This is a genomic window from Prochlorococcus marinus CUG1416 (assembly GCF_017695965.1).
Taxonomy (GTDB): Bacteria; Cyanobacteriota; Cyanobacteriia; order PCC-6307; family Cyanobiaceae; genus Prochlorococcus_A.
The window spans coordinates 515202-532560 of the sequence record NZ_JAAORM010000002.1 but is presented as its reverse complement, the minus strand read 5'-3'; the positions used below and the strand labels follow the sequence as shown (position 1 = coordinate 532560).

General features: G+C 31.7%; 20 protein-coding genes and 1 tRNA gene. 5 read left to right on the top strand and 16 right to left on the bottom strand.

The features are described from left to right. Positions 1 to 115: 115 nt before the first annotated feature. From rlmB to HA146_RS04320, 6 genes are all read right to left on the bottom strand, one after another. Positions 116 to 1126, bottom strand: a complete 1011-nt coding sequence (gene rlmB, locus HA146_RS04345; protein WP_209108328.1) for a 23S rRNA (guanosine(2251)-2'-O)-methyltransferase RlmB — start codon at positions 1124 to 1126, stop codon at positions 116 to 118. Positions 1127 to 1130: 4 nt separating this feature from the next. After that, positions 1131 to 1529: a ribonuclease III domain-containing protein gene (locus HA146_RS04340; protein WP_209108327.1), complete on the bottom strand. Its 399-nt coding sequence runs from the start codon at positions 1527 to 1529 to the stop codon at positions 1131 to 1133. Further along, positions 1526 to 1888, bottom strand: coding sequence for an STAS domain-containing protein (locus HA146_RS04335; protein WP_348535277.1), 363 nt, complete (start codon positions 1886 to 1888; stop codon positions 1526 to 1528). Before HA146_RS04335 ends, HA146_RS04340 begins: the two co-directional genes overlap by 4 nt. Positions 1889 to 1957: 69 nt before the next feature. After that, positions 1958 to 3097 carry a glutamine-hydrolyzing carbamoyl-phosphate synthase small subunit gene (gene carA / locus HA146_RS04330; RefSeq protein ID WP_209108326.1) on the bottom strand — a complete coding sequence of 380 codons (1140 nt, stop codon included), beginning with the start codon at positions 3095 to 3097 and terminating at the stop codon, positions 1958 to 1960. Next, positions 3097 to 4146, bottom strand: a complete 1050-nt coding sequence (gene trpD / locus HA146_RS04325) for an anthranilate phosphoribosyltransferase (protein ID WP_209108325.1) — start codon at positions 4144 to 4146, stop codon at positions 3097 to 3099. The genes carA and trpD overlap by 1 nt, the downstream gene beginning before the upstream one ends. Before the next feature lie 32 nt (positions 4147 to 4178). After that, positions 4179 to 4475 (bottom strand): DUF3288 family protein, encoded by a 297-nt coding sequence (locus HA146_RS04320; RefSeq protein WP_209108324.1) that lies wholly within the window; start codon positions 4473 to 4475, stop codon positions 4179 to 4181. Between the two features lie 80 nt (positions 4476 to 4555). Here HA146_RS04320 and HA146_RS04315 point away from each other — a divergent pair, with 80 nt between their 5' ends. The 3 genes from HA146_RS04315 (at position 4556) to HA146_RS04305 (ending at position 7167) form a co-directional block, all read left to right on the top strand. Beyond that, positions 4556 to 6301, top strand: coding sequence for an ABC transporter ATP-binding protein (locus HA146_RS04315; RefSeq protein WP_209108323.1), 1746 nt, complete (start codon positions 4556 to 4558; stop codon positions 6299 to 6301). Positions 6302 to 6337: 36 nt separating this feature from the next. Then, entirely contained in the window at positions 6338 to 7066 is a 729-nt protein-coding gene (gene msrA, locus HA146_RS04310) for a peptide-methionine (S)-S-oxide reductase MsrA (RefSeq protein WP_209108322.1), read from the top strand. A 27-nt stretch (positions 7067 to 7093) separates the two neighbouring features. Then, a tRNA-Pro gene (locus HA146_RS04305) sits at positions 7094 to 7167 on the top strand. Here the strand turns inward: HA146_RS04305 and HA146_RS04300 are convergent. Both HA146_RS04300 and HA146_RS04295 read right to left on the bottom strand, forming a co-directional pair. Continuing rightward, the gene (locus tag HA146_RS04300) at positions 7168 to 7320 is read right to left on the bottom strand and encodes a hypothetical protein (protein WP_209108321.1); all 153 of its coding nucleotides are present in this window, start codon (positions 7318 to 7320) and stop codon (positions 7168 to 7170) included. It lies immediately after the preceding tRNA gene. 55 nt (positions 7321 to 7375) lie between these two features. Then, positions 7376 to 8176, bottom strand: coding sequence for an undecaprenyl-diphosphate phosphatase (locus HA146_RS04295; protein ID WP_209108320.1), 801 nt, complete (start codon positions 8174 to 8176; stop codon positions 7376 to 7378). A gap of 82 nt (positions 8177 to 8258) precedes the next feature. Between HA146_RS04295 and HA146_RS04290 the strand changes: the two genes are divergently transcribed. Further along, entirely contained in the window at positions 8259 to 8540 is a 282-nt protein-coding gene (locus HA146_RS04290; protein WP_209108319.1) for a hypothetical protein, read from the top strand. Positions 8541 to 8964: 424 nt separating this feature from the next. On the opposite strand, the gene HA146_RS04285 is transcribed toward HA146_RS04290, so the two are convergent. The 4 genes from HA146_RS04285 to HA146_RS04270 form a co-directional block, all read right to left on the bottom strand. Further along, on the bottom strand, positions 8965 to 9192 hold the full coding sequence (locus tag HA146_RS04285; RefSeq protein ID WP_209108318.1) for a DUF1830 domain-containing protein: 228 nt from the start codon (positions 9190 to 9192) through the stop codon (positions 8965 to 8967). 91 nt (positions 9193 to 9283) lie between these two features. Further along, positions 9284 to 10228 (bottom strand): kinase, encoded by a 945-nt coding sequence (locus HA146_RS04280; protein ID WP_209108317.1) that lies wholly within the window; start codon positions 10226 to 10228, stop codon positions 9284 to 9286. Between the two features lie 4 nt (positions 10229 to 10232). Continuing rightward, positions 10233 to 11030: a mannosyl-3-phosphoglycerate phosphatase-related protein YedP gene (gene yedP, locus HA146_RS04275; RefSeq protein WP_209108316.1), complete on the bottom strand. Its 798-nt coding sequence runs from the start codon at positions 11028 to 11030 to the stop codon at positions 10233 to 10235. 1 nt (position 11031) lies between these two features. Further along, positions 11032 to 12792 (bottom strand): sugar phosphorylase, encoded by a 1761-nt coding sequence (locus tag HA146_RS04270; RefSeq protein ID WP_209108315.1) that lies wholly within the window; start codon positions 12790 to 12792, stop codon positions 11032 to 11034. Between the two features lie 50 nt (positions 12793 to 12842). Here HA146_RS04270 and HA146_RS04265 point away from each other — a divergent pair, with 50 nt between their 5' ends. Next, complete coding sequence (locus HA146_RS04265) at positions 12843 to 14069, top strand: glycosyl transferase (protein ID WP_209108314.1); 1227 nt, start codon at positions 12843 to 12845, stop codon at positions 14067 to 14069. Here HA146_RS04265 and ureC read toward each other — a convergent pair. The 4 genes from ureC to HA146_RS04245 are packed head-to-tail and all read right to left on the bottom strand — an operon-like array spanning position 14066 to position 17358. Beyond that, on the bottom strand, positions 14066 to 15775 hold the full coding sequence (gene ureC / locus HA146_RS04260; RefSeq protein ID WP_209108313.1) for an urease subunit alpha: 1710 nt from the start codon (positions 15773 to 15775) through the stop codon (positions 14066 to 14068). The genes HA146_RS04265 and ureC overlap by 4 nt on opposite strands. Positions 15776 to 15779: 4 nt before the next feature. Next, on the bottom strand, positions 15780 to 16100 hold the full coding sequence (locus HA146_RS04255) for an urease subunit beta (protein WP_209108312.1): 321 nt from the start codon (positions 16098 to 16100) through the stop codon (positions 15780 to 15782). Positions 16101 to 16102: 2 nt separating this feature from the next. Continuing rightward, positions 16103 to 16405 (bottom strand): urease subunit gamma, encoded by a 303-nt coding sequence (locus HA146_RS04250; protein WP_209108311.1) that lies wholly within the window; start codon positions 16403 to 16405, stop codon positions 16103 to 16105. Between the two features lie 50 nt (positions 16406 to 16455). Further along, the gene (locus tag HA146_RS04245) at positions 16456 to 17358 is read right to left on the bottom strand and encodes an urease accessory protein UreD (RefSeq protein WP_209108310.1); all 903 of its coding nucleotides are present in this window, start codon (positions 17356 to 17358) and stop codon (positions 16456 to 16458) included. Between the last annotated feature and the right edge of the window lies 1 nt (position 17359).

Below are 17359 nucleotides of genomic sequence, written 5' to 3'. Positions count from 1 at the left end.
TTAAATTCTATACAATTTTGTAGCAGAAATTCAATAAATTTTGATTAATTATATAAATATATTGAAACAACAATATTTCAAATCATATTAAAAGGAGTTTCATAAATAAATAAACTTATTTACTTGTCAAATGAAATAGTGATATTGCCGCTGCCACAGAGGCATTTAAACTTGATGTCTTACCCTTAAGAGGGATACTTAATAGGAAATCGCATTTTTTTTGAGTAAGCAAAGAGATACCTTTATCCTCTGCACCAACAATAACTACTAAGGGAGTTTTTTCATGAAACTTAGAGATCGATAATTGACCATCTCCAGATAATCCAATAACAAGAAAACCATTTTTCTTTAATTCCTCTAACGCCCTATTTAAATTAACAACTCTACTTACTGGTAAGTGTTCCAAGGCTCCTGCAGCCACTTTGGCTACTGTTCCAGTTAATCCAGCAGATCTTCTTTGAGGAATAATGATACCCTTGCAATCAAATGCTTCAGCAGATCTTATAATTGCACCAACATTATGTGGATCAGTTATTCCGTCTAAGGCCAGGATAATTGGATTTGCAGAGTAATTTTTAGAAAGATCAATTAATTTTTCTAGGGATATTGTTTTAGAGCATGCCAACTGCAACGCGACACCTTGATGTGAAGCACCAAAAGTTAATTGCGAAAGCCTATTCCAAGAAACTTCTTCAATAAGTACTCCTTTTGATTTAAGTTCCTTGAGTAAGATATAGAATTTCTCTGAAGAAAAAATTTCTGATGTACACCAAATCCTGTTAATAGCTCTTTCACTAATAAGGGCCTCAAAAACAGAATGTTTACCCCATATCCAGTCATCAAAATTTCTTTTCTTTGTAGGATCTTGATAAGTATTAGTAGCTTTGCTAGAAACTTCTATATTGGATTTATATATTGGCTTACTTCTTTTTAAAGATGAAGATTTACTATTCTTCTGATCACTTTCATCTAAATTGTTAAGACCCTTGTTTTTAGTAGGATTTTTCGAAAATCTATTATTTTTCTTGGAAGAATTTGAATTTTTAGAGAAAAAATTAGAATCATAATCTTTTTTGTATTGTTTACTATTTTTTGCAGAGTAATTACTTTTTGAGGAGTTTTTCATAGATTCAATGCATTGTGATTTCAAGATATTCAAAAATAGTTGATAATCTTTTAGGATCTTTCAGAAATAGCCAACCGATAAGGGTTTCAAAACCAGTTGCTCTTGAGTATATGGTAGGGTCTGAAGACTTTGGGTATCTCTTTGTTTTATTTCTAGCACGTCTAATTAAATCCATTTCATTTGAATTTAATAAATGTTCAATTTGACTTAATGATTTTGATTGAGATTTTGCTTTTACTTCGTTTACTACTGATAAATGGAGTTCTTTAGATTTCAATGGAAAATGAACATGTCTTAGTCTCTGATGAAGTTCCCATACCGAATCACCAAGCCAAGCAAGTTGAATAACACCTATTTCATCAGGAGATCCATATGGAACCAAGTTTTGAATCCAATAATTCAATTTTTCAAATAAGTTAATGCATCTTCAAGATTTAACTTTAAGTTAAGAAAATCACCTAAACGTACTAGTTTAATAGTTTGAGCAACTCTAGAATTACCAACAACTGAGAACCCTAACTTCAATTTTTTACATTCTTTAGCAGTCTGAACAAGAGCCCCAAGACCAGAAGAATCTAGAAAATCAATTTTTGTAAGATCAATAATGAATGGAAACTCATTTCTTAAATTATTAGTAACAAAAGTCTTAAATTGTTTTTCTGAAAATGCATCAAGTTGGCCTTTAAAAGTAAAAACAATAATATTTGTTTTTACATCGAGGTTTCCTCTTAAAGAAACAGTTAGCTTCTGGAAATCTTCTATGATCTAATCCCTCCAAAAAAATAATGTATCAAATGTAATAATCAAATCAAATCAAAAGAAAACAATATGTCAACATCTTTCTAACATTAGAGAAACAAATTTCTTAAATAAATAATCTGAATCATGAGGACCCGGCCCAGCTTCTGGATGATATTGAACACTAAATATTGGCTTATTATTCACTTCCAATCCTGCAACAGTACTATCGTTAAGGTTGTAATGAGTTATTTTGACTATGTCCTTTGAGAGAGAATTAGGATCAATTGCAAAACCATGATTCTGACTAGTTATCTCAATTTGATGATCTTTTCCACAAGGGTGATTTAAACCACGATGTCCAAAAGGGAGTTTATAAGTAGAACCTCCTAAGGCTAATCCAAATATTTGATGGCCAAGGCAGATTCCAAACATAGGTATTTCACCAAGTTCAATAAGTGATCTTGCTAAATCTATCCCTTCAGAAACAGAAGAAGGGTCGCCTGGCCCATTTGAAAAGAATATACCATCAGGCTTATTAGATAGAACATCTTTTAAAGAAGAGCTAGAAGGTAAAACTAAAATTTCACAACCATGAGAAACAAGTCTGTTTAGAATAGATTTTTTAATTCCAAAATCAATTGCTACTATTTTTAATACATTAGACTGTTTAGTGTATTTCTTTCTAAGGTCAAAATCTGTTTCTGTAGGACTACTCCATAAATATTTTTCCTTCGTTGAAACTACTTTTGATAAATTCAACCCCTCCATTTTTGGCGTTTGATTAATTATCTTTAAACAACTATCTACGGTTTTGTCTTCAGAGGTAAGAACTCCATTCATCGAGCCATAGGTTCTTAAGATTTTGACAAGAGCCCTTGTATCAATTCCATAAAGACCTATTATATTTTTTTCAACTAACCATTGATTAAAATTCTTTAGAGATCTCCAATTACTATTATTTGATGAATAATTTCTTACAATTATTCCTTTAACACTAATACTTGATTCTGAATCTTCAAGATTAATACCAGTATTTCCAATTTCTGGATAAGTAAATGTTAATATTTGTCCATAGTAACTTGGATCAGTAATAACTTCCTGATATCCAGTCATTCCAGTATTAAAAACTATTTCGCCAAAAGTAGTACCTAAAGCACCAAAAGAAAATCCAGGGAATGTAATACCATTACTTAAAACCAATTTTGCATTTTTCTTGTAGGGATTAATCATCAATTTGATATTAATTCATCTGAGGATAAAAAATTTTTCAACAGTAAAAATGTTTTCCAAGGATTTCCTTGATTAATTGAAAATATAGCTTTATTAAAGCCTTCATGTAAATCCTCCTCAATTCCTGCTACCCAAAGGACTAAGGCAGTGTTCAAAGCAACAACATCTTTATGTGATTTTTGTCCAGAACCGTTTAAAACAGACTTTAATATTTCCTCGTTAGAGTCACTATCTGTAACTACAAGCTTTTCGTTTGGAACATTATCATGGTTAAAATCTGAAACATTTATTTTTGAAAATCTTAATTTACCATTATCTACAAATACTAATTTATTTTCTCCTTGAAGCGAGGCTTCATCAAGGCCACCAAAACCATGAACTACTATTGCCCTATTCATGCCCATTTTTAATAGTGCACTTCCCATAGGCTCTAAAAGATCCTCAGAGGCAACACCTAAAACTTGCGCATTTGGTCTTAAAGGATTTACTAGTGGTCCAAGTTGATTAAAAACAGTCCTTATTCCAAGGGACTTTCTTAAAGGAGCAAGTTTTATTAAAGATTTATGCCAAACAGGTGCAAATAAAAAAGTTACTCCAATTTCATTGACTGCAGAAATTACTTTTTCTAATGAACAATTTAAATTTAAACCAAGATTCAACAAAACATCTGCAGAGCCAACTTTCCCACTAGCACTTCTATTTCCGTGTTTAGCAATTTTTACACCACAAGAAGCGGCTACAAATGCAACTGCAGTAGAAATATTAAATGTATTAGCCCCATCACCTCCAGTTCCACATGTATCTACCATATAAAAATTTGGTCTAGCTAATGGTAAGTTGCAAACATTTAAGAGTTCCTCAGCCATAGCACACAACTCAACCCCTGTGCAGCCCTTAGCTCTTAAAGCGCTTAAAAAAGCTCCTGTTTGAACATCAGATATTTCATCATTAAGCCATCTTTGCATTAACGTTCTAGAAGTAAAATCTTCAAGATTCCCACCCTCTAGCAAAATATTTAGTATTTCAGCGTTTGATAGATTAGAAGACATTTATTTATTGAAGGGAATTATCCAGAAAAGATTCAATTTGAAGTATCAAAACCTGACCCAACTAAATCTTTATTTGTATTGGATGGCCTGAAGCTAAGTGACCAAATTTCTTTTGTTTTTGAAAAAAGTTGATTTTTAGTAATTTTCCAAAATTTCAAAATTTTTCCGATATCATTTTTAATCTCTATTTCACCAGGGAAATCAGCATAACGATTTATTAATCTAGCTAAATTAATAAAGTCAAGATCTTCTGGTTTTTCTTTAGTGATAAGAGAATCTATAATAATCTTGTCTGTTGCATGCAAAGGATGAGTTTGTTCGTTACTCATAAATAAATACTAAATCATTCATAAAACTAGCTCACATATTTAAAAATGAAACATTATCTTAATCATATCGGCAAAATTAAATGAGCAATTTAAAATTGAAGGTTATATTTAAATACCTCAAACCATACAAAAAAGAATTTCTATATGGAGCTTTAGCTCTCTTGGTAGTAAATATTTTGAGTGTTGTAATACCCCTAGAAGTAAAAAATATAATTGACCAATTACAAAATGGGTTTTCTTCAGATTTTGTAATTTCAAAATCATTGTGGTTAATCTTATTAGCAAGTTGTATGGGTTTAATTAGATTAATTTCAAGACAGATTGTCTTTGGGATAGGAAGAAAGGTTGAGGTAAATCTACGTCAGAAACTTTTCGATCATTTGCTTATTCAAGACCCAGAATGGATTCAAAAAAAAGGCAGTGGGGACATTATCAGTAGGGCTACCAGCGATGTTGAAAATATTAGAAGGCTTTTAGGTTTTACTGTTTTAAGTTTATGCAACATTGTTTTAGCTTATTCACTCACTATTCCCTCGATGTTTTCGATTAATAAAATATTAACAATATCCGCATTAATGATATTCCCATTAATCCTTGGAATTGTAAGCTTATTCGGAGGAAGAATGGTGAATCAAAGAAAAGCTCAACAAGAATCACTATCAAAACTTAGTGATCTGATACAAGAAGATCTTTCTGGCATAAGCGCTATCAAAATCTATGCACAAGAAAATGCTGAGCTGAAAGAATTTAATATATATAATAATGCTTATCGAAATTCCGCAATAAAACTTGCAAGAACAGCAAGTACCCTATTCCCATTGCTACAAGGTATTTCATCAATTTCATTATTAATTTTATTAGGATTAGGGTCTTTTCAATTAGAAAGTGGATTTATTTCAATAGGTGGATTAGTAGCTTTAATTCTTTACGTCGAAAGACTTGTTTTCCCTACAGCTCTCTTAGGTTTTACATTGAATACTTTTCAACTTGGTCAAGTTAGTTTAAATCGTGTAGAAGAAATCTTTCAGAATAGTCCAAATATTGTAGACGGAGAAAACACCAAATTTTTAAAGAGAAAGGTAAAAGGATTATTAGAAGCAAAACATTTAACTATAAAATATTCTGGGTCAAAATTTAATTCATTAAATGGTCTCAATTTCAAAATTTATCCTGGTGAACTTATTGCAATAGTTGGCCCTGTAGGTTGTGGCAAAACAACTCTAGCAAAATCACTTGGAAGAATTATTGAAATTCCCGACGGTCAATTATTTTTAGATGAAATTGATGTAAAAAATATTAAATTAGGTGATCTTAGAAAAAATATTGCAATCGTTCCGCAAGAGGCATTCTTGTTTACTTCTACAATCTCAGAAAACCTACGTTTTGGAGAACCCAAAGCTTCTAAGGTATTAGTCAAAGAAAGTGCAAAAAAGGCTGGGTTGATGGATGATATTAATAATTTTCCTAAAAAGTTTAAAACTATTGTGGGAGAAAGAGGGATAACACTAAGTGGTGGACAGAGGCAAAGAACAGCACTTGGAAGAGCATTGCTAATAAATTCTCCTATTGTCGTTCTTGATGATGCTTTAGCTAGCGTTGACAATAAAACAGCTGCAAGAATAATAGATGAAATGCGAGAAAGAAGTAATAAAACAATATTAATGATTAGTCACCAACTATCTGTTGCTGCAACTTGTGACAGGGTTTTAGTAATGGACAAAGGAGAGATAGTACAAGAAGGTAATCATAAAGATTTAGTAAAAGAGAAAGGGCTATATAAACAACTATGGGAAAGAGAACTGGCCACTAAAATTGTTAAGAGCTAAAAGTAATTTGTTAAATTATTATATAAAAATTAAGTTATGTTTGAATTTCTAAAAAACATTATGAATAAAGAAGAGAAAACTTTAACTAATGATGTTAGTTCACTTCATAGAATATTAAAAACAGATATCAAAAAGGATCCTAATCCACAAGAAGAGGAAATAATATTTGGATGTGGTTGTTTCTGGGGAGCTGAAAAATGTTTTTGGAAACTTCCAGGAGTTGTGACAACTTCAGTAGGTTATGCTGGTGGAGATAAAACCAAACCAACTTATTATGAAGTTTGTTCTGGTTTAACTGGTCATTCAGAAGTTGTAAGAGTTATCTGGGACAAAAGTGAAATAGATATAAGTGATTTATTAAAAATGTTTTGGGAATGTCATGACCCTACACAAAAAAATCGTCAAGGTAATGATATTGGTACTCAATATAGGTCAGCGATATATTATAAAAATGAAAATAATAAAAAAATTATATTAGCTAGTAAAGAACAATATCAAAAAGAACTAAATAAAAAGAAATTTGGTTTAATTGAAACAGAAATAAAAATGATTGATACATATTTTTATGCAGAAAATTACCATCAACAATATCTTGCATCAACAGGCAGCAGGCAATATTGTTCCGCTTCTCCTACAAAAGTTAAGTTAGGAAGTTTCGCTGGGAGTAATTACAAATTAAATGATTATATTTGGGAAAACTTTAATTGGGAAGTTGATAAGTGTGTATTGAGATCTGATAACAATCCCATAAAGAATAACATTTAAATCCATCTTATCCTTATAGTAATAATACGGGGCGTAGCGCAGTTTGGTAGCGCACCACTTTGGGGTAGTGGGGGTCGTGGGTTCAAATCCCGCCGTTCCGATCACTCTTCATCATCATTTATAAGCGACTTGTATAGTTTATATGAGCTTATGCCGACAGCTATGAAAGTAAATGAAGAAAAAAATGCTAATACTAATATGGTAAGGTTTGAAACTTCAACTTCACCTAGCTGAAAAGATATAAAAATATTCATTAGACACTATTTTTTTAAAACCTTAACATAATTGCAAAATTTTATTCAAAATAAATTATAAATTCAGAAGAATTACAATACCAAATATAATTCGATAGAAAATAAATAATTTTAAACCATTTGAAGAAAAATACTTTAATAAAAAATCTATAGCTAATAAAGAAGACAAAAATGTCGCAAGAAAACCCACCATTAGAGGAAAAAGACCATATGAGGAAAATTCATTGAAAGAAAAAATGAACTCCACAATTGCGGCCATAGAGATAGCGGGTATACCTAAAAGAAAAGAGAACTTTACTGCATCAGCTCTTTCCCATCCTGATATAAGAGCGGTAGAAATAGTAATCCCAGATCTTGAGACCCCAGGAAAAATAGCAAATGCTTGAGAAAAGCCTATCAAAAAACTATCAGTATAATTATGATTTTTTAAATTTATAGAACCTTTTTTCGAACGATCTGCTATGTACATAAAAAAAGCCATTAGGAAAGAAACTAAGGCTATTGATAAATTTGAACGAAGAAAATTATTATAAAAATAGGGAAATAACAATTTAAGACTAAAACCAAGCAAAACAATTGGGATCGTCCCGACCAAAATAGATCTCAATAAGCGTTCATGTAAGAAATAATCATAAATTCTTTTTGAAGATTTACTTTTTAATTTAAAAACATCATTCTTAAAATACCAAAGTAGCGCTAAAACACTTCCAAATTGAATAATTGCAGAAAGAGAGGAGCCCGGATCATCAATTCCTAAAAGATTAGATATGACTTTTAAATGAGCAGTGCTACTTACTGGAATAAATTCTGTTAAACCTTGAATTACGCCGTATAAAATAAATTCTATATATTTCAAAAACCTAAAAATATTCCTATTTTATAATTAGCAAATCAGAAAATATAATTTAAATATAATAGGTAAACTCTAATATAAATTAATGAAACAAAAATCTATTAAAATAATTTTATTTCTTTTTTCTTTATTGTGTTATTCAAATTCATTATGGGCTAATAATTATTGGCTAGTAATTGGAACTTATAGGCAAGGGCCAGGAGGAAGACCTGAGGTAAGTGGAATAACAAGTCCTTCGTTACACTCTATTCCCATGGAGGATTTGGATACATGTAAACAGGCAGGTGAGAAAATCACAAAAGATATATATAAACCGGTCTGGCAATTTGATAGTAAGTGGACTTGTGTATTTAGCGGTAATAATTAGTGAAGTTACCTTTTTACATCGTGAGCACAGCCATCACCTTTATAATTTTCACTTTCGTAAAAATCATTTTTTGTGCCAAAGTAAACAGTTAATAAAACGAATGGCAAACTTAATATAAATAGAATGATTGTTAAATCCATAAGAAAATAGTTGAAATAATGTGGTTATAAAAATTTTAAATAAACATTTGTTAAATAAAATTCAGCATTAATAATCCGTCGGACCTTAGATACCAAGTCAAAAGAAGTCGACCAAACCAACTAGAAGTAAAACGCCCGCAATAGATGTAGAGGGAGCAAATCCTCCTATTGCGAAAGAAGAAAATTGGTATGTCACAATAAACTAAAAAACTAGTTTGATGATATCAGTAAAAAATAGCTATTTGTATAAAATTGTGACTCGAAGACAATTACAGGTCCAGGGTCTATGCCACTAAAGAGGAATCTTCATTATCAGATGAAACTCTTATTCTCTCTTCCAACTTAGGGCCATATAATTCATTTCCCCAGATTTCAACTCTTGAATCTTCTGGGGCATTAAAAGTAAGAATGTCAGTTGGGAATAAAACTCTTTCTAAAAAAAAGTTTGAAGGACCAATACATCTCAAAACAATCATCCTACAACCTTCATTTTTGTAAGAAAACTCAACCATCACTTAAGTAACAAAATAAAATTAATTAAACACCATTTAGATCAACTAAAAATGTATAAAAAATTACTTAAAAAAAGAAATTTATAAACTTTTACAAATTTAATCGAGATTCAACTAAATTTCTTTCTTGATCAATCAATAAGACAGCATAAGAATTTATGAGATCAAAACTTTTTTGAGGTATTGAGACATTAAGCATTCTCAGGAAATTAGATAATTTCTCATCTCTAAGGGCGTTTCCTTTCTTTAAGAACATTTCTTTTTCTTGATTTAACTTCCACATATTCATATATTCATACTTTAAGGGCTTTAAGTGCCATATATTGTCTATTAAATTCCAAACATCTAAATATTCTTTTAAATTTTTTTGTATTTTAAATCTATATGAAGATTCATGAGTGCTCAACTCTTCCGAATTCATGGTTTGATCATTAACATTAAGAGGTAAAGGTTCAATTCCCAAAAACCATCCCTCAAGAATTAATAAATCAGGATTATCTGCTCTCCAATGAGATCTATCTCCTAAGCCATTTCTTAAAGACTTATCGAAAACAGGTACATTTAACTCTCCATTTGTTTTCCAATTTAATAATTTTTCATACATTAAATTTACTGAGTGACTTCCAGGAAAACCTCTTGAGACATTCCAAGGATTATTATTAATAGCCAAATTCATTTCATCTGAAGGAAGATAAAAATCGTCAATTGAAATAACAGCAATTTTAAAATTTAAATTTAACGAGATTGCTTCAAGCCATTTACCTAAAGTTGTTTTGCCCGTTCCAGGGAGAGCTGAGATCCCGATTATTTTTCGATCAGAAAACTTATTATGAAATTCATAAGACTGAGATAAAAGAGGTAAAGCCAAACCCCAAATCCAATCATCATTTACTTTGCTATTCCAAAATTGATCAATTGAGAGAATATTTTTTTGATTATCCCAAAAGTTGATCCATTTATTCAACGATTCCCAGCCAATATCAATAATTAATTTTTCAAATTTATCAAGAGGAAAACTAATATCTAAATCTTTCACTTTTCTAGATCAATTCAAGCTTATTTATTAATTTATTGATTTCTTTTTTCCAACCATATCCATTTGGTTCAGAAGCCAAAATAAATTCCATATCTTTTAATTGACCTAGTAAATTTAAGTTAGGTCCTTCGATTCCTGGAATAACAATTCTAAAATCTGAATTCAAAAGTAATGGCAAATCATTTGGAGAATCACCTAGACCAATAATTTGAATATTTTGATTATTTGAATATTTTTTAAGGGCATTTATTGCTTTTCCTTTATTAGAATTTATAGATAATAAGTGACTCATTCTGTTTCCTTTAAATATATCTACTTTGAACTTTTTGCAACATATATTAATTCTCTCTTCTAAAAAACTAGGCGGGTTTAAAAAAGGCATACTCCAATGTCTATCACGCATTAAGTTCAATGAATTGCCTCTTAAACCGGTGAGCTTAGTTGCTTCTTGATCAGTAAGATTATTAAGAGGAATAAGTTTATAATTAATTTCTTTAGAAATAAAACCTAAGATTTCTTCAAGAAATTCGTATTTTTTTCCAAGAATAATCTTCCCATTCACACTTCTAAGAGATTCACCAAATATTGCTGCGCCATTTTCAACAATATAGGGATCCGTTAAATTCAGTTCCTTCCTAATAACTTTAACTTCAGATGCTGTCTTACTTGTACAAAGAATTACAGGTATAGATAATTTTTGTAGTGTTTTTATAGTTTCTTTTGCAGGTGTTAAATCATATGAGTGATCCATTAAAGTGCCATCAACATCACTCACAACCCAAATAGGAGAATTTTCAATCATTTTATAAAGAACCAAGCCAAACGACTTGAAAAGGATCAAGACTAATATTTTTACAATTGTATTTAGTGCATGTTAAAAAATCTCGCATATTAAAATCATTATCAATTTTTTCTGTTAAATCATTATCATTCAATTGATAATTAATTTTATTTTCTGTCATATTATGGATTGCAAAAACAGATTCTGGACCTTTACCTCTTTTGATTACAACAATGTCGCTTCTATCTTTAGACAAACATTTCATTTGTGAACAAGGATGAAATTGCTTTAATTCTGACCTTACATCCATAGCATTACAAAGATATTTTAAGTTTTTATTAGCATTAGATTCAGGATTATTAAAAACAGATAAAAGATTGTCTGATTTAAATTTCTCTCTATTAAGGTCTCTTCTTTGACCTGTCATAGAGAAACTTTTGATATCATTTTCTGAAGCCAGTAAAGCTGGCAAATAAAAGGCAGGTACTCCTTTTAGAGACATCACTAATAATTGAGTCAAGATAAACCTCTCAAATTGAAATCGATTGGAATCTCTACTGGAGTCTTCCATTGCGCTCCACCAACTAATATTCAATTCATAAGGTTTATCAACACCATTTGATAAACGTCTATGACTTACTAGTCCCCCTCTTTTCTCACAATTAATTAACAAATCTTTAATTCTCTGCTCATTCATTAGGCCCTCAAGAGCTCTTAAACCAACGCCATCATGTGATGCAGTGAAATTGAAAAGAGTAGTATCATCAGGTAATCTTGGCCAATCAAAAATCCATGAGTTTAGAATATCAGCTTTTGAAGTAATAATTGCTTCTAGGAGAAGAGGAGGCAATGGGAAATTATATGCCATATGGGCTTCATCTTCTGGAATAAGATAAGATAAATTTTCCTTCTGGGGGACATTAGTTTCTGTTATTAAAACTCCATCGTTAAGAAGATCATTTAAAAGAATTCTTAAAATTTTTACAATTGAATGTGCCTTTGGCAAATGTAGGCAAGTTGTTCCTGATTCCTTCCAAATAAAACCTACAGCATCAAGCCTTAACCATTTAATACCATTTGCTAAATAAGAAATAATTAAAGTAAGGAACTCAAGAGTCATTTTGGGATTATGCCAATTCAAATCAATTTGATCTGGACCAAAAGTTGTCCAAACTTGCTTAGGACCATATTGGGTATTTATTTGAGAAAACAAAGAAGAACTTCTTGGTCTAACCACCTTTGACCAGTCAAGATTTTGTTCAGGTGAAAAAACATTTGATATTCCTGGTTCTTGGGATTTAATAAATTGTTGAACCCAGGGATGAGAGGATGAAACATGGTTAAGTACCAAGTCAGCCATCAAAACATGATTTTTAGATATGCTTTTTAGATCATCCCAACAACCAAATTTTTCTTCAAGGGAATCATAACTAGAAACTGCAAAGCCTCCATCACTTGTGGATTTGAGAAAAGGGAGAATATGTACAACTTTAGAAAGACTGCCAAAGTGTTTGCTCAACAAATCTCCAAGAGTAATTAATGTTGGCTCACCATTTTTATAAATGCTATCTGCATAAGTTATTAAAACCGAATGAGATTCATCCCACCTTTCTTTATTGCTTATTTCTTCATAAGCAGATTTCTCTGAGAAATTATCTAAAATCTGCAATAATTGATTTGAAATAAAATTAATTTCTTCTGTAGTATTATTTGAATAAATTGTTTTCAACAATTTATTAAGCTTTAATCTATCTAATTTTTTCTCTGAATCAATTTGCTTCACTTTGAAAAAATCATCGAAGTATTAACACTATTCTGCACATCAATTAGAAAATGGACTTTCAACAAGGGTTAATCACAACAATACATGAATATGGTGTTACTAGCGATCTACTCAAAGAATTAAACAAAAGTCTAAAAAAAAGAACAACTAGTATATTAATTCCTTGCTTATATGAAGAATTTGAACGTCCTGCATTAAAAGATATAAGAGAAGTTTTAAAAAACCTTTCAGAATTAAACGAATTAGTTATAGCTCTCTCTGCAAAAACTGAGGAGCAAGTTAAAGCAGCAAAGACATTTTTTAACTCAATGCCATTCCCCGTTCATGTGCAATGGACTAATTCTCCTTATGTAATAGAGCTTTTAAAAAACCAAGAAAAAAATGGATTAGAATTATTAGGAACTCCTGGCAAAGGATGGGCTGTCTGGCAGGGTATAGGCGTTGCAACTAGAAAATCAGAGGTTGTGGCTCTTTTTGATGCTGACATAAGAACTTTTAGTCCTTTGTATCCTTCAAGAATGATACTTCCACTTCTCGATGAATCATATGGAATATCTTATGTAAAAGCCTTTTATAGTAGATTATCTTTAGAAACAAACCAATTACAAGGTAGGGCGACAAGATTATTTGTTGGTCCTCTATTAGCAAGTCTGGAGCAGTTAGTTGGGAAGGGGCCTTTTTTACAATATCTGCAATCATTTAGATATCCATTAGCAGGTGAGTTTGCTTTTACTAAAGACCTTGCTATGAATTTAAGAATACCTTGTGACTGGGGTTTAGAAATAGGTTTATTATCAGAAGTTTATAGAAACGTAAGAACCTCCAAGATAGCCCAAGTTGACCTAGGTTTGTTTGATCATAAACATAAGAATATTGGTGATTCTTCTAGAGAAGGATTGCAAAAAATGTGTACTGAGATCCTTTCGAGTGTGTTAAGAGGTCTTATGGAGCATCAAGCAGAGACCTTAACTAGCACTCAACTTGCAACTTTAGAAGTTCTTTATAAACGAGTGGGAGAAGATCGGGTAAAACAATTTGGATTAGATTCAGCAGTTAATCAACTTCCATATGATAGGCATGAAGAGGAACTATCAGTACAAAAATTTGCGAAACTATTGAGACCTGCTACAGAAGATTACCTAGCTTGCCCTACAACACAGCAGTTACCAAGCTGGTCTAGAGTCCTCTCCTGTGAGAACAAACTGCAAGAGGATTTAGCCATAGCGGGGTCAAAAGATATAAAGACAAGTGAGAAAGAACTAATTAAAAACTTCTAAAGCAAAAAGTACCTCTGAGCCATTGGTACTTCTTCAAGTGGTTCGCAAGTAAGGAGTTCCCCATCAGAAAAAACCTCGTAAGTTTCTGGATCAACTGAAATATTTGGCAGTTTGCTATTAAGTTTTAAGTGTGATTTATTGATATTTCTTGTATTTTCTACCGCAATACAATTTTTTTGTAATCCTAAGTTTTTAGGAATATCATGATCTATTGAATTCTTACTTAAAAAGGTAAAAGAACTATTAATAAGGGATTGACCAAAATTTGCAAACATCGGTCTACCATAAACGGGACCAGGAGTTGGGATTGAAGCATTCGCATCACCCATTTGAGACCAAACTATAGATCCTCCTTTAACAACCAATTCAGGCTTTACTGCAAAAAAGGAAGGTTTCCACAATACTAAATCTGCAATTTTACCCTTTTCAATTGAACCAACATATTTATTAATACCATGGGCTATTGCAGGATTAATTGTAACTTTAGAAATATATCTCTTGACTCTGTAATTATCATTCCTATCAGAATCCTGTGATAGAGGTCCTCTTTGTACTTTCATTTTATGAGCAGTTTGAAAAGTTCTTGTTATTACTTCCCCAACTCTTCCCATAGCCTGAGAGTCACTAGCGATAATTGAGAATGCGCCCATATCATGTAGGATATCTTCCGCTGCGATAGTCTCTCTTCTAATCCTTGATTCGGCGAATGCAATATCTTCAGGAATTTTAGAATCTAAATGATGACAAACCATTAGCATGTCAAGATGTTCCTCTAATGTGTTTCTCGTATAGGGTCTTGTTGGATTAGTACTGCTTGGAAGAACGTTTTTTTCTCCACAAATTTTTATAATATCTGGGGCATGTCCACCACCTGCTCCCTCTGTATGAAAAGTATGAATTGTCCTTCCTGCAATAGCGTTTATAGTATCTTCAACAAAGCCTGCCTCATTTAGAGTGTCAGTATGAATACAAACTTGAACATCAAGCTTATCTGCAATATTAAGACAAGAATTTATTGTTGATGGAGTCGTCCCCCAATCCTCATGAAGCTTCAATCCACATGCCCCAGCTTCAACTTGCTCAATAAGATTTCTTTCGTTTGTTGAATTTCCTTTACCAAAAAAACCTAAGTTCATGGGGAATGCTTCTGCAGATTGAAGCATACGAGAAATATGAAAAGAACCAGGAGTACAGGTAGTTGCATTTGTGCCGGTTGCAGGTCCAGTTCCTCCTCCCAACATAGTTGTGATTCCTGAAGCTAGTGCTGTCTCAATTTGTTGGGGACATATAAAGTGTATATGGGTATCTACTGATCCTGCAGTAAGAATATGACCCTCTCCTGCTATTACTTCTGTTGAGGCGCCAATAATAATATTAACTTTATCTTGGATATCAGGGTTACCAGCTTTTCCGATTTCAAAAATCTTTCCATCCTTTAGTCCTACATCCGCCTTAATTATTCCCCACCAATCTACAATCAAAGCATTAGTTATTACGGTATCAACAGCCCCATCTCCTCTTGTTACTTGAGACTGTCCCATCCCATCTCGAATAACTTTACCGCCTCCAAATTTAACTTCATCTCCATAAGTAGTTAAATCCTTCTCTACTTCAATGAATAGTTGCGTATCTGCAAGCCTTACTCTATCCCCTGTGGTGGGTCCGTAAGTTTGAGCATAAGTTTTTCTGTCAATTTTGTAGGACATAATGTTAAATATCTAAAGAACCGTTAACTAGTGAATTAAAACCATATGCATTTCTAAAACCTGAATATGGAACTAATTTGACATCTGTTGAATCTCCTGGTTCAAATCTAATTGCTGTTCCTGCAGGAATATCAAGACGCATACCAAATGTTATTTCTCGATCAAAAATTAACGCCTTATTAGCTTCAAAAAAATGATAATGAGATCCAACTTGAACAGGTCTATCTCCAGAATTTGAAACGGTTACTGTTTTAACTTCCTTACCAAGGTTTAATTCGATTTCACCTTGTTCTGGAATTATTTCACCAGGAATTAAATTACTCATAACTAATTAATCGGATTGTGAATAGTTACTAATTTGGTCCCATCAGGAAAAACCGCTTCTATTTGGACCTCATCCACCATTTCAGGAATACCCTCCATAACTTGTGATCTCGAAAGCCAGGTAGTTCCCTCTGACATTAATTGACTTACACTTTTCCCATCTCTAGCTCCTTCAAGAACTTGAAAACTTAAAAAAGCAATTGTTTCAGGATAATTCAGCTTCAGACCACGATTAAGTCTTCTTTCAGCTAAAAGCGCAGCAGAAAAAATCAATAATTTATCCTTTTCTTGAGGGGAAAGATGCATAATAAAAAATTAATCTATAAATTCTTAAAAAAGGTTCTCTCTGAACATAATTAATAATTCATAGAATCTTGTAGAGGCCATACACCTTGATATTTTGGCTCACAAAATCCACAAACAGACCTAATTTGTTTCCAAATACAAAAAAAACATTTCCTAGCATGTTGAGAAGAACTCCCCAGGAATCTTACAGAGATTCCATTCTCAAGAATTCCAATAGATAAATGATTTTCACTTTCTTGGAAAATCTTTTTTATATTTCTCACTAGATTATTTTTTTTTGATTTGGAAAAATCTTTTTCGCAAATCCAAATTAAGGATCCAAAAACGGGCATGTAATCCATACCAGACTTAGCTACATAACTAGCTTTAGATAATTCAATTTGATCAACATATTCCCAGTCATCATATAAATCATTATTTCTTATAATTTCTAATTTGGACCTAAAAACTCCACTTTCAATAGACTCTCCAGAAGAAGATCTTCCAAGTCTTATTAAATCAGTAAATAAAAAACTTGAAGTTTCTGAAATAGATACTTTAAACTTTTGATCATATAAACCATTTGCAAAGATAATTGTTTCTTGGGGGAGATATTCCAAATGAGAATTATCAAGAATGTTTATGAGATTTTTTTGCTTTGAAAAACTTCCTTTTGGATTAATTTTAGATCTTCCAACTGATCCATATACTTTCTGAGCTGAAGAAGTAGTCAACAAAACCTTAGAGTTTTTTTCAAGATTTACCTCAAACTTAAGTAAATCTCCACCAACCAATCCCCCTGCAGTATGAAGAACAGGTAAAATACATCTACCCTCATGATCATGAGTAGACTTTAATAACTTATAAGGAGAAGTTGATTTAGATTTAAAGATTGTTTTATCAACATTTCCTAAACTTGATTTATTATTGAAAAAATTTAAGAAACAATTACCTTCCCATGAAGTTTTAATCATA

What these genes read in the sequence shown, in the direction of transcription:
- rlmB (WP_209108328.1), bottom strand. Translation starts at nt 1,126, where the DNA reads ATGAAAAACTCCTCAAAAAGTAATTACTCTGCAAAAAATAGTAAACAA.
- carA (WP_209108326.1), bottom strand. Translation starts at nt 3,097, where the DNA reads ATGATTAATCCCTACAAGAAAAATGCAAAATTGGTTTTAAGTAATGGT.
- trpD (WP_209108325.1), bottom strand. Translation starts at nt 4,146, where the DNA reads ATGTCTTCTAATCTATCAAACGCTGAAATACTAAATATTTTGCTAGAG.
- HA146_RS04320 (WP_209108324.1), bottom strand. Translation starts at nt 4,475, where the DNA reads ATGAGTAACGAACAAACTCATCCTTTGCATGCAACAGACAAGATTATT.
- HA146_RS04315 (WP_209108323.1), top strand. Translation starts at nt 4,556, where the DNA reads ATGAGCAATTTAAAATTGAAGGTTATATTTAAATACCTCAAACCATAC.
- msrA (WP_209108322.1), top strand. Translation starts at nt 6,338, where the DNA reads ATGTTTGAATTTCTAAAAAACATTATGAATAAAGAAGAGAAAACTTTA.
- HA146_RS04300 (WP_209108321.1), bottom strand. Translation starts at nt 7,320, where the DNA reads ATGAATATTTTTATATCTTTTCAGCTAGGTGAAGTTGAAGTTTCAAAC.
- HA146_RS04290 (WP_209108319.1), top strand. Translation starts at nt 8,259, where the DNA reads ATGAAACAAAAATCTATTAAAATAATTTTATTTCTTTTTTCTTTATTG.
- HA146_RS04285 (WP_209108318.1), bottom strand. Translation starts at nt 9,192, where the DNA reads ATGGTTGAGTTTTCTTACAAAAATGAAGGTTGTAGGATGATTGTTTTG.
- yedP (WP_209108316.1), bottom strand. Translation starts at nt 11,030, where the DNA reads ATGATTGAAAATTCTCCTATTTGGGTTGTGAGTGATGTTGATGGCACT.
- HA146_RS04265 (WP_209108314.1), top strand. Translation starts at nt 12,843, where the DNA reads ATGGACTTTCAACAAGGGTTAATCACAACAATACATGAATATGGTGTT.
- ureC (WP_209108313.1), bottom strand. Translation starts at nt 15,775, where the DNA reads ATGTCCTACAAAATTGACAGAAAAACTTATGCTCAAACTTACGGACCC.
- HA146_RS04255 (WP_209108312.1), bottom strand. Translation starts at nt 16,100, where the DNA reads ATGAGTAATTTAATTCCTGGTGAAATAATTCCAGAACAAGGTGAAATC.
- HA146_RS04250 (WP_209108311.1), bottom strand. Translation starts at nt 16,405, where the DNA reads ATGCATCTTTCCCCTCAAGAAAAGGATAAATTATTGATTTTTTCTGCT.
- HA146_RS04245 (WP_209108310.1), bottom strand. Translation starts at nt 17,358, where the DNA reads ATGATTAAAACTTCATGGGAAGGTAATTGTTTCTTAAATTTTTTCAAT.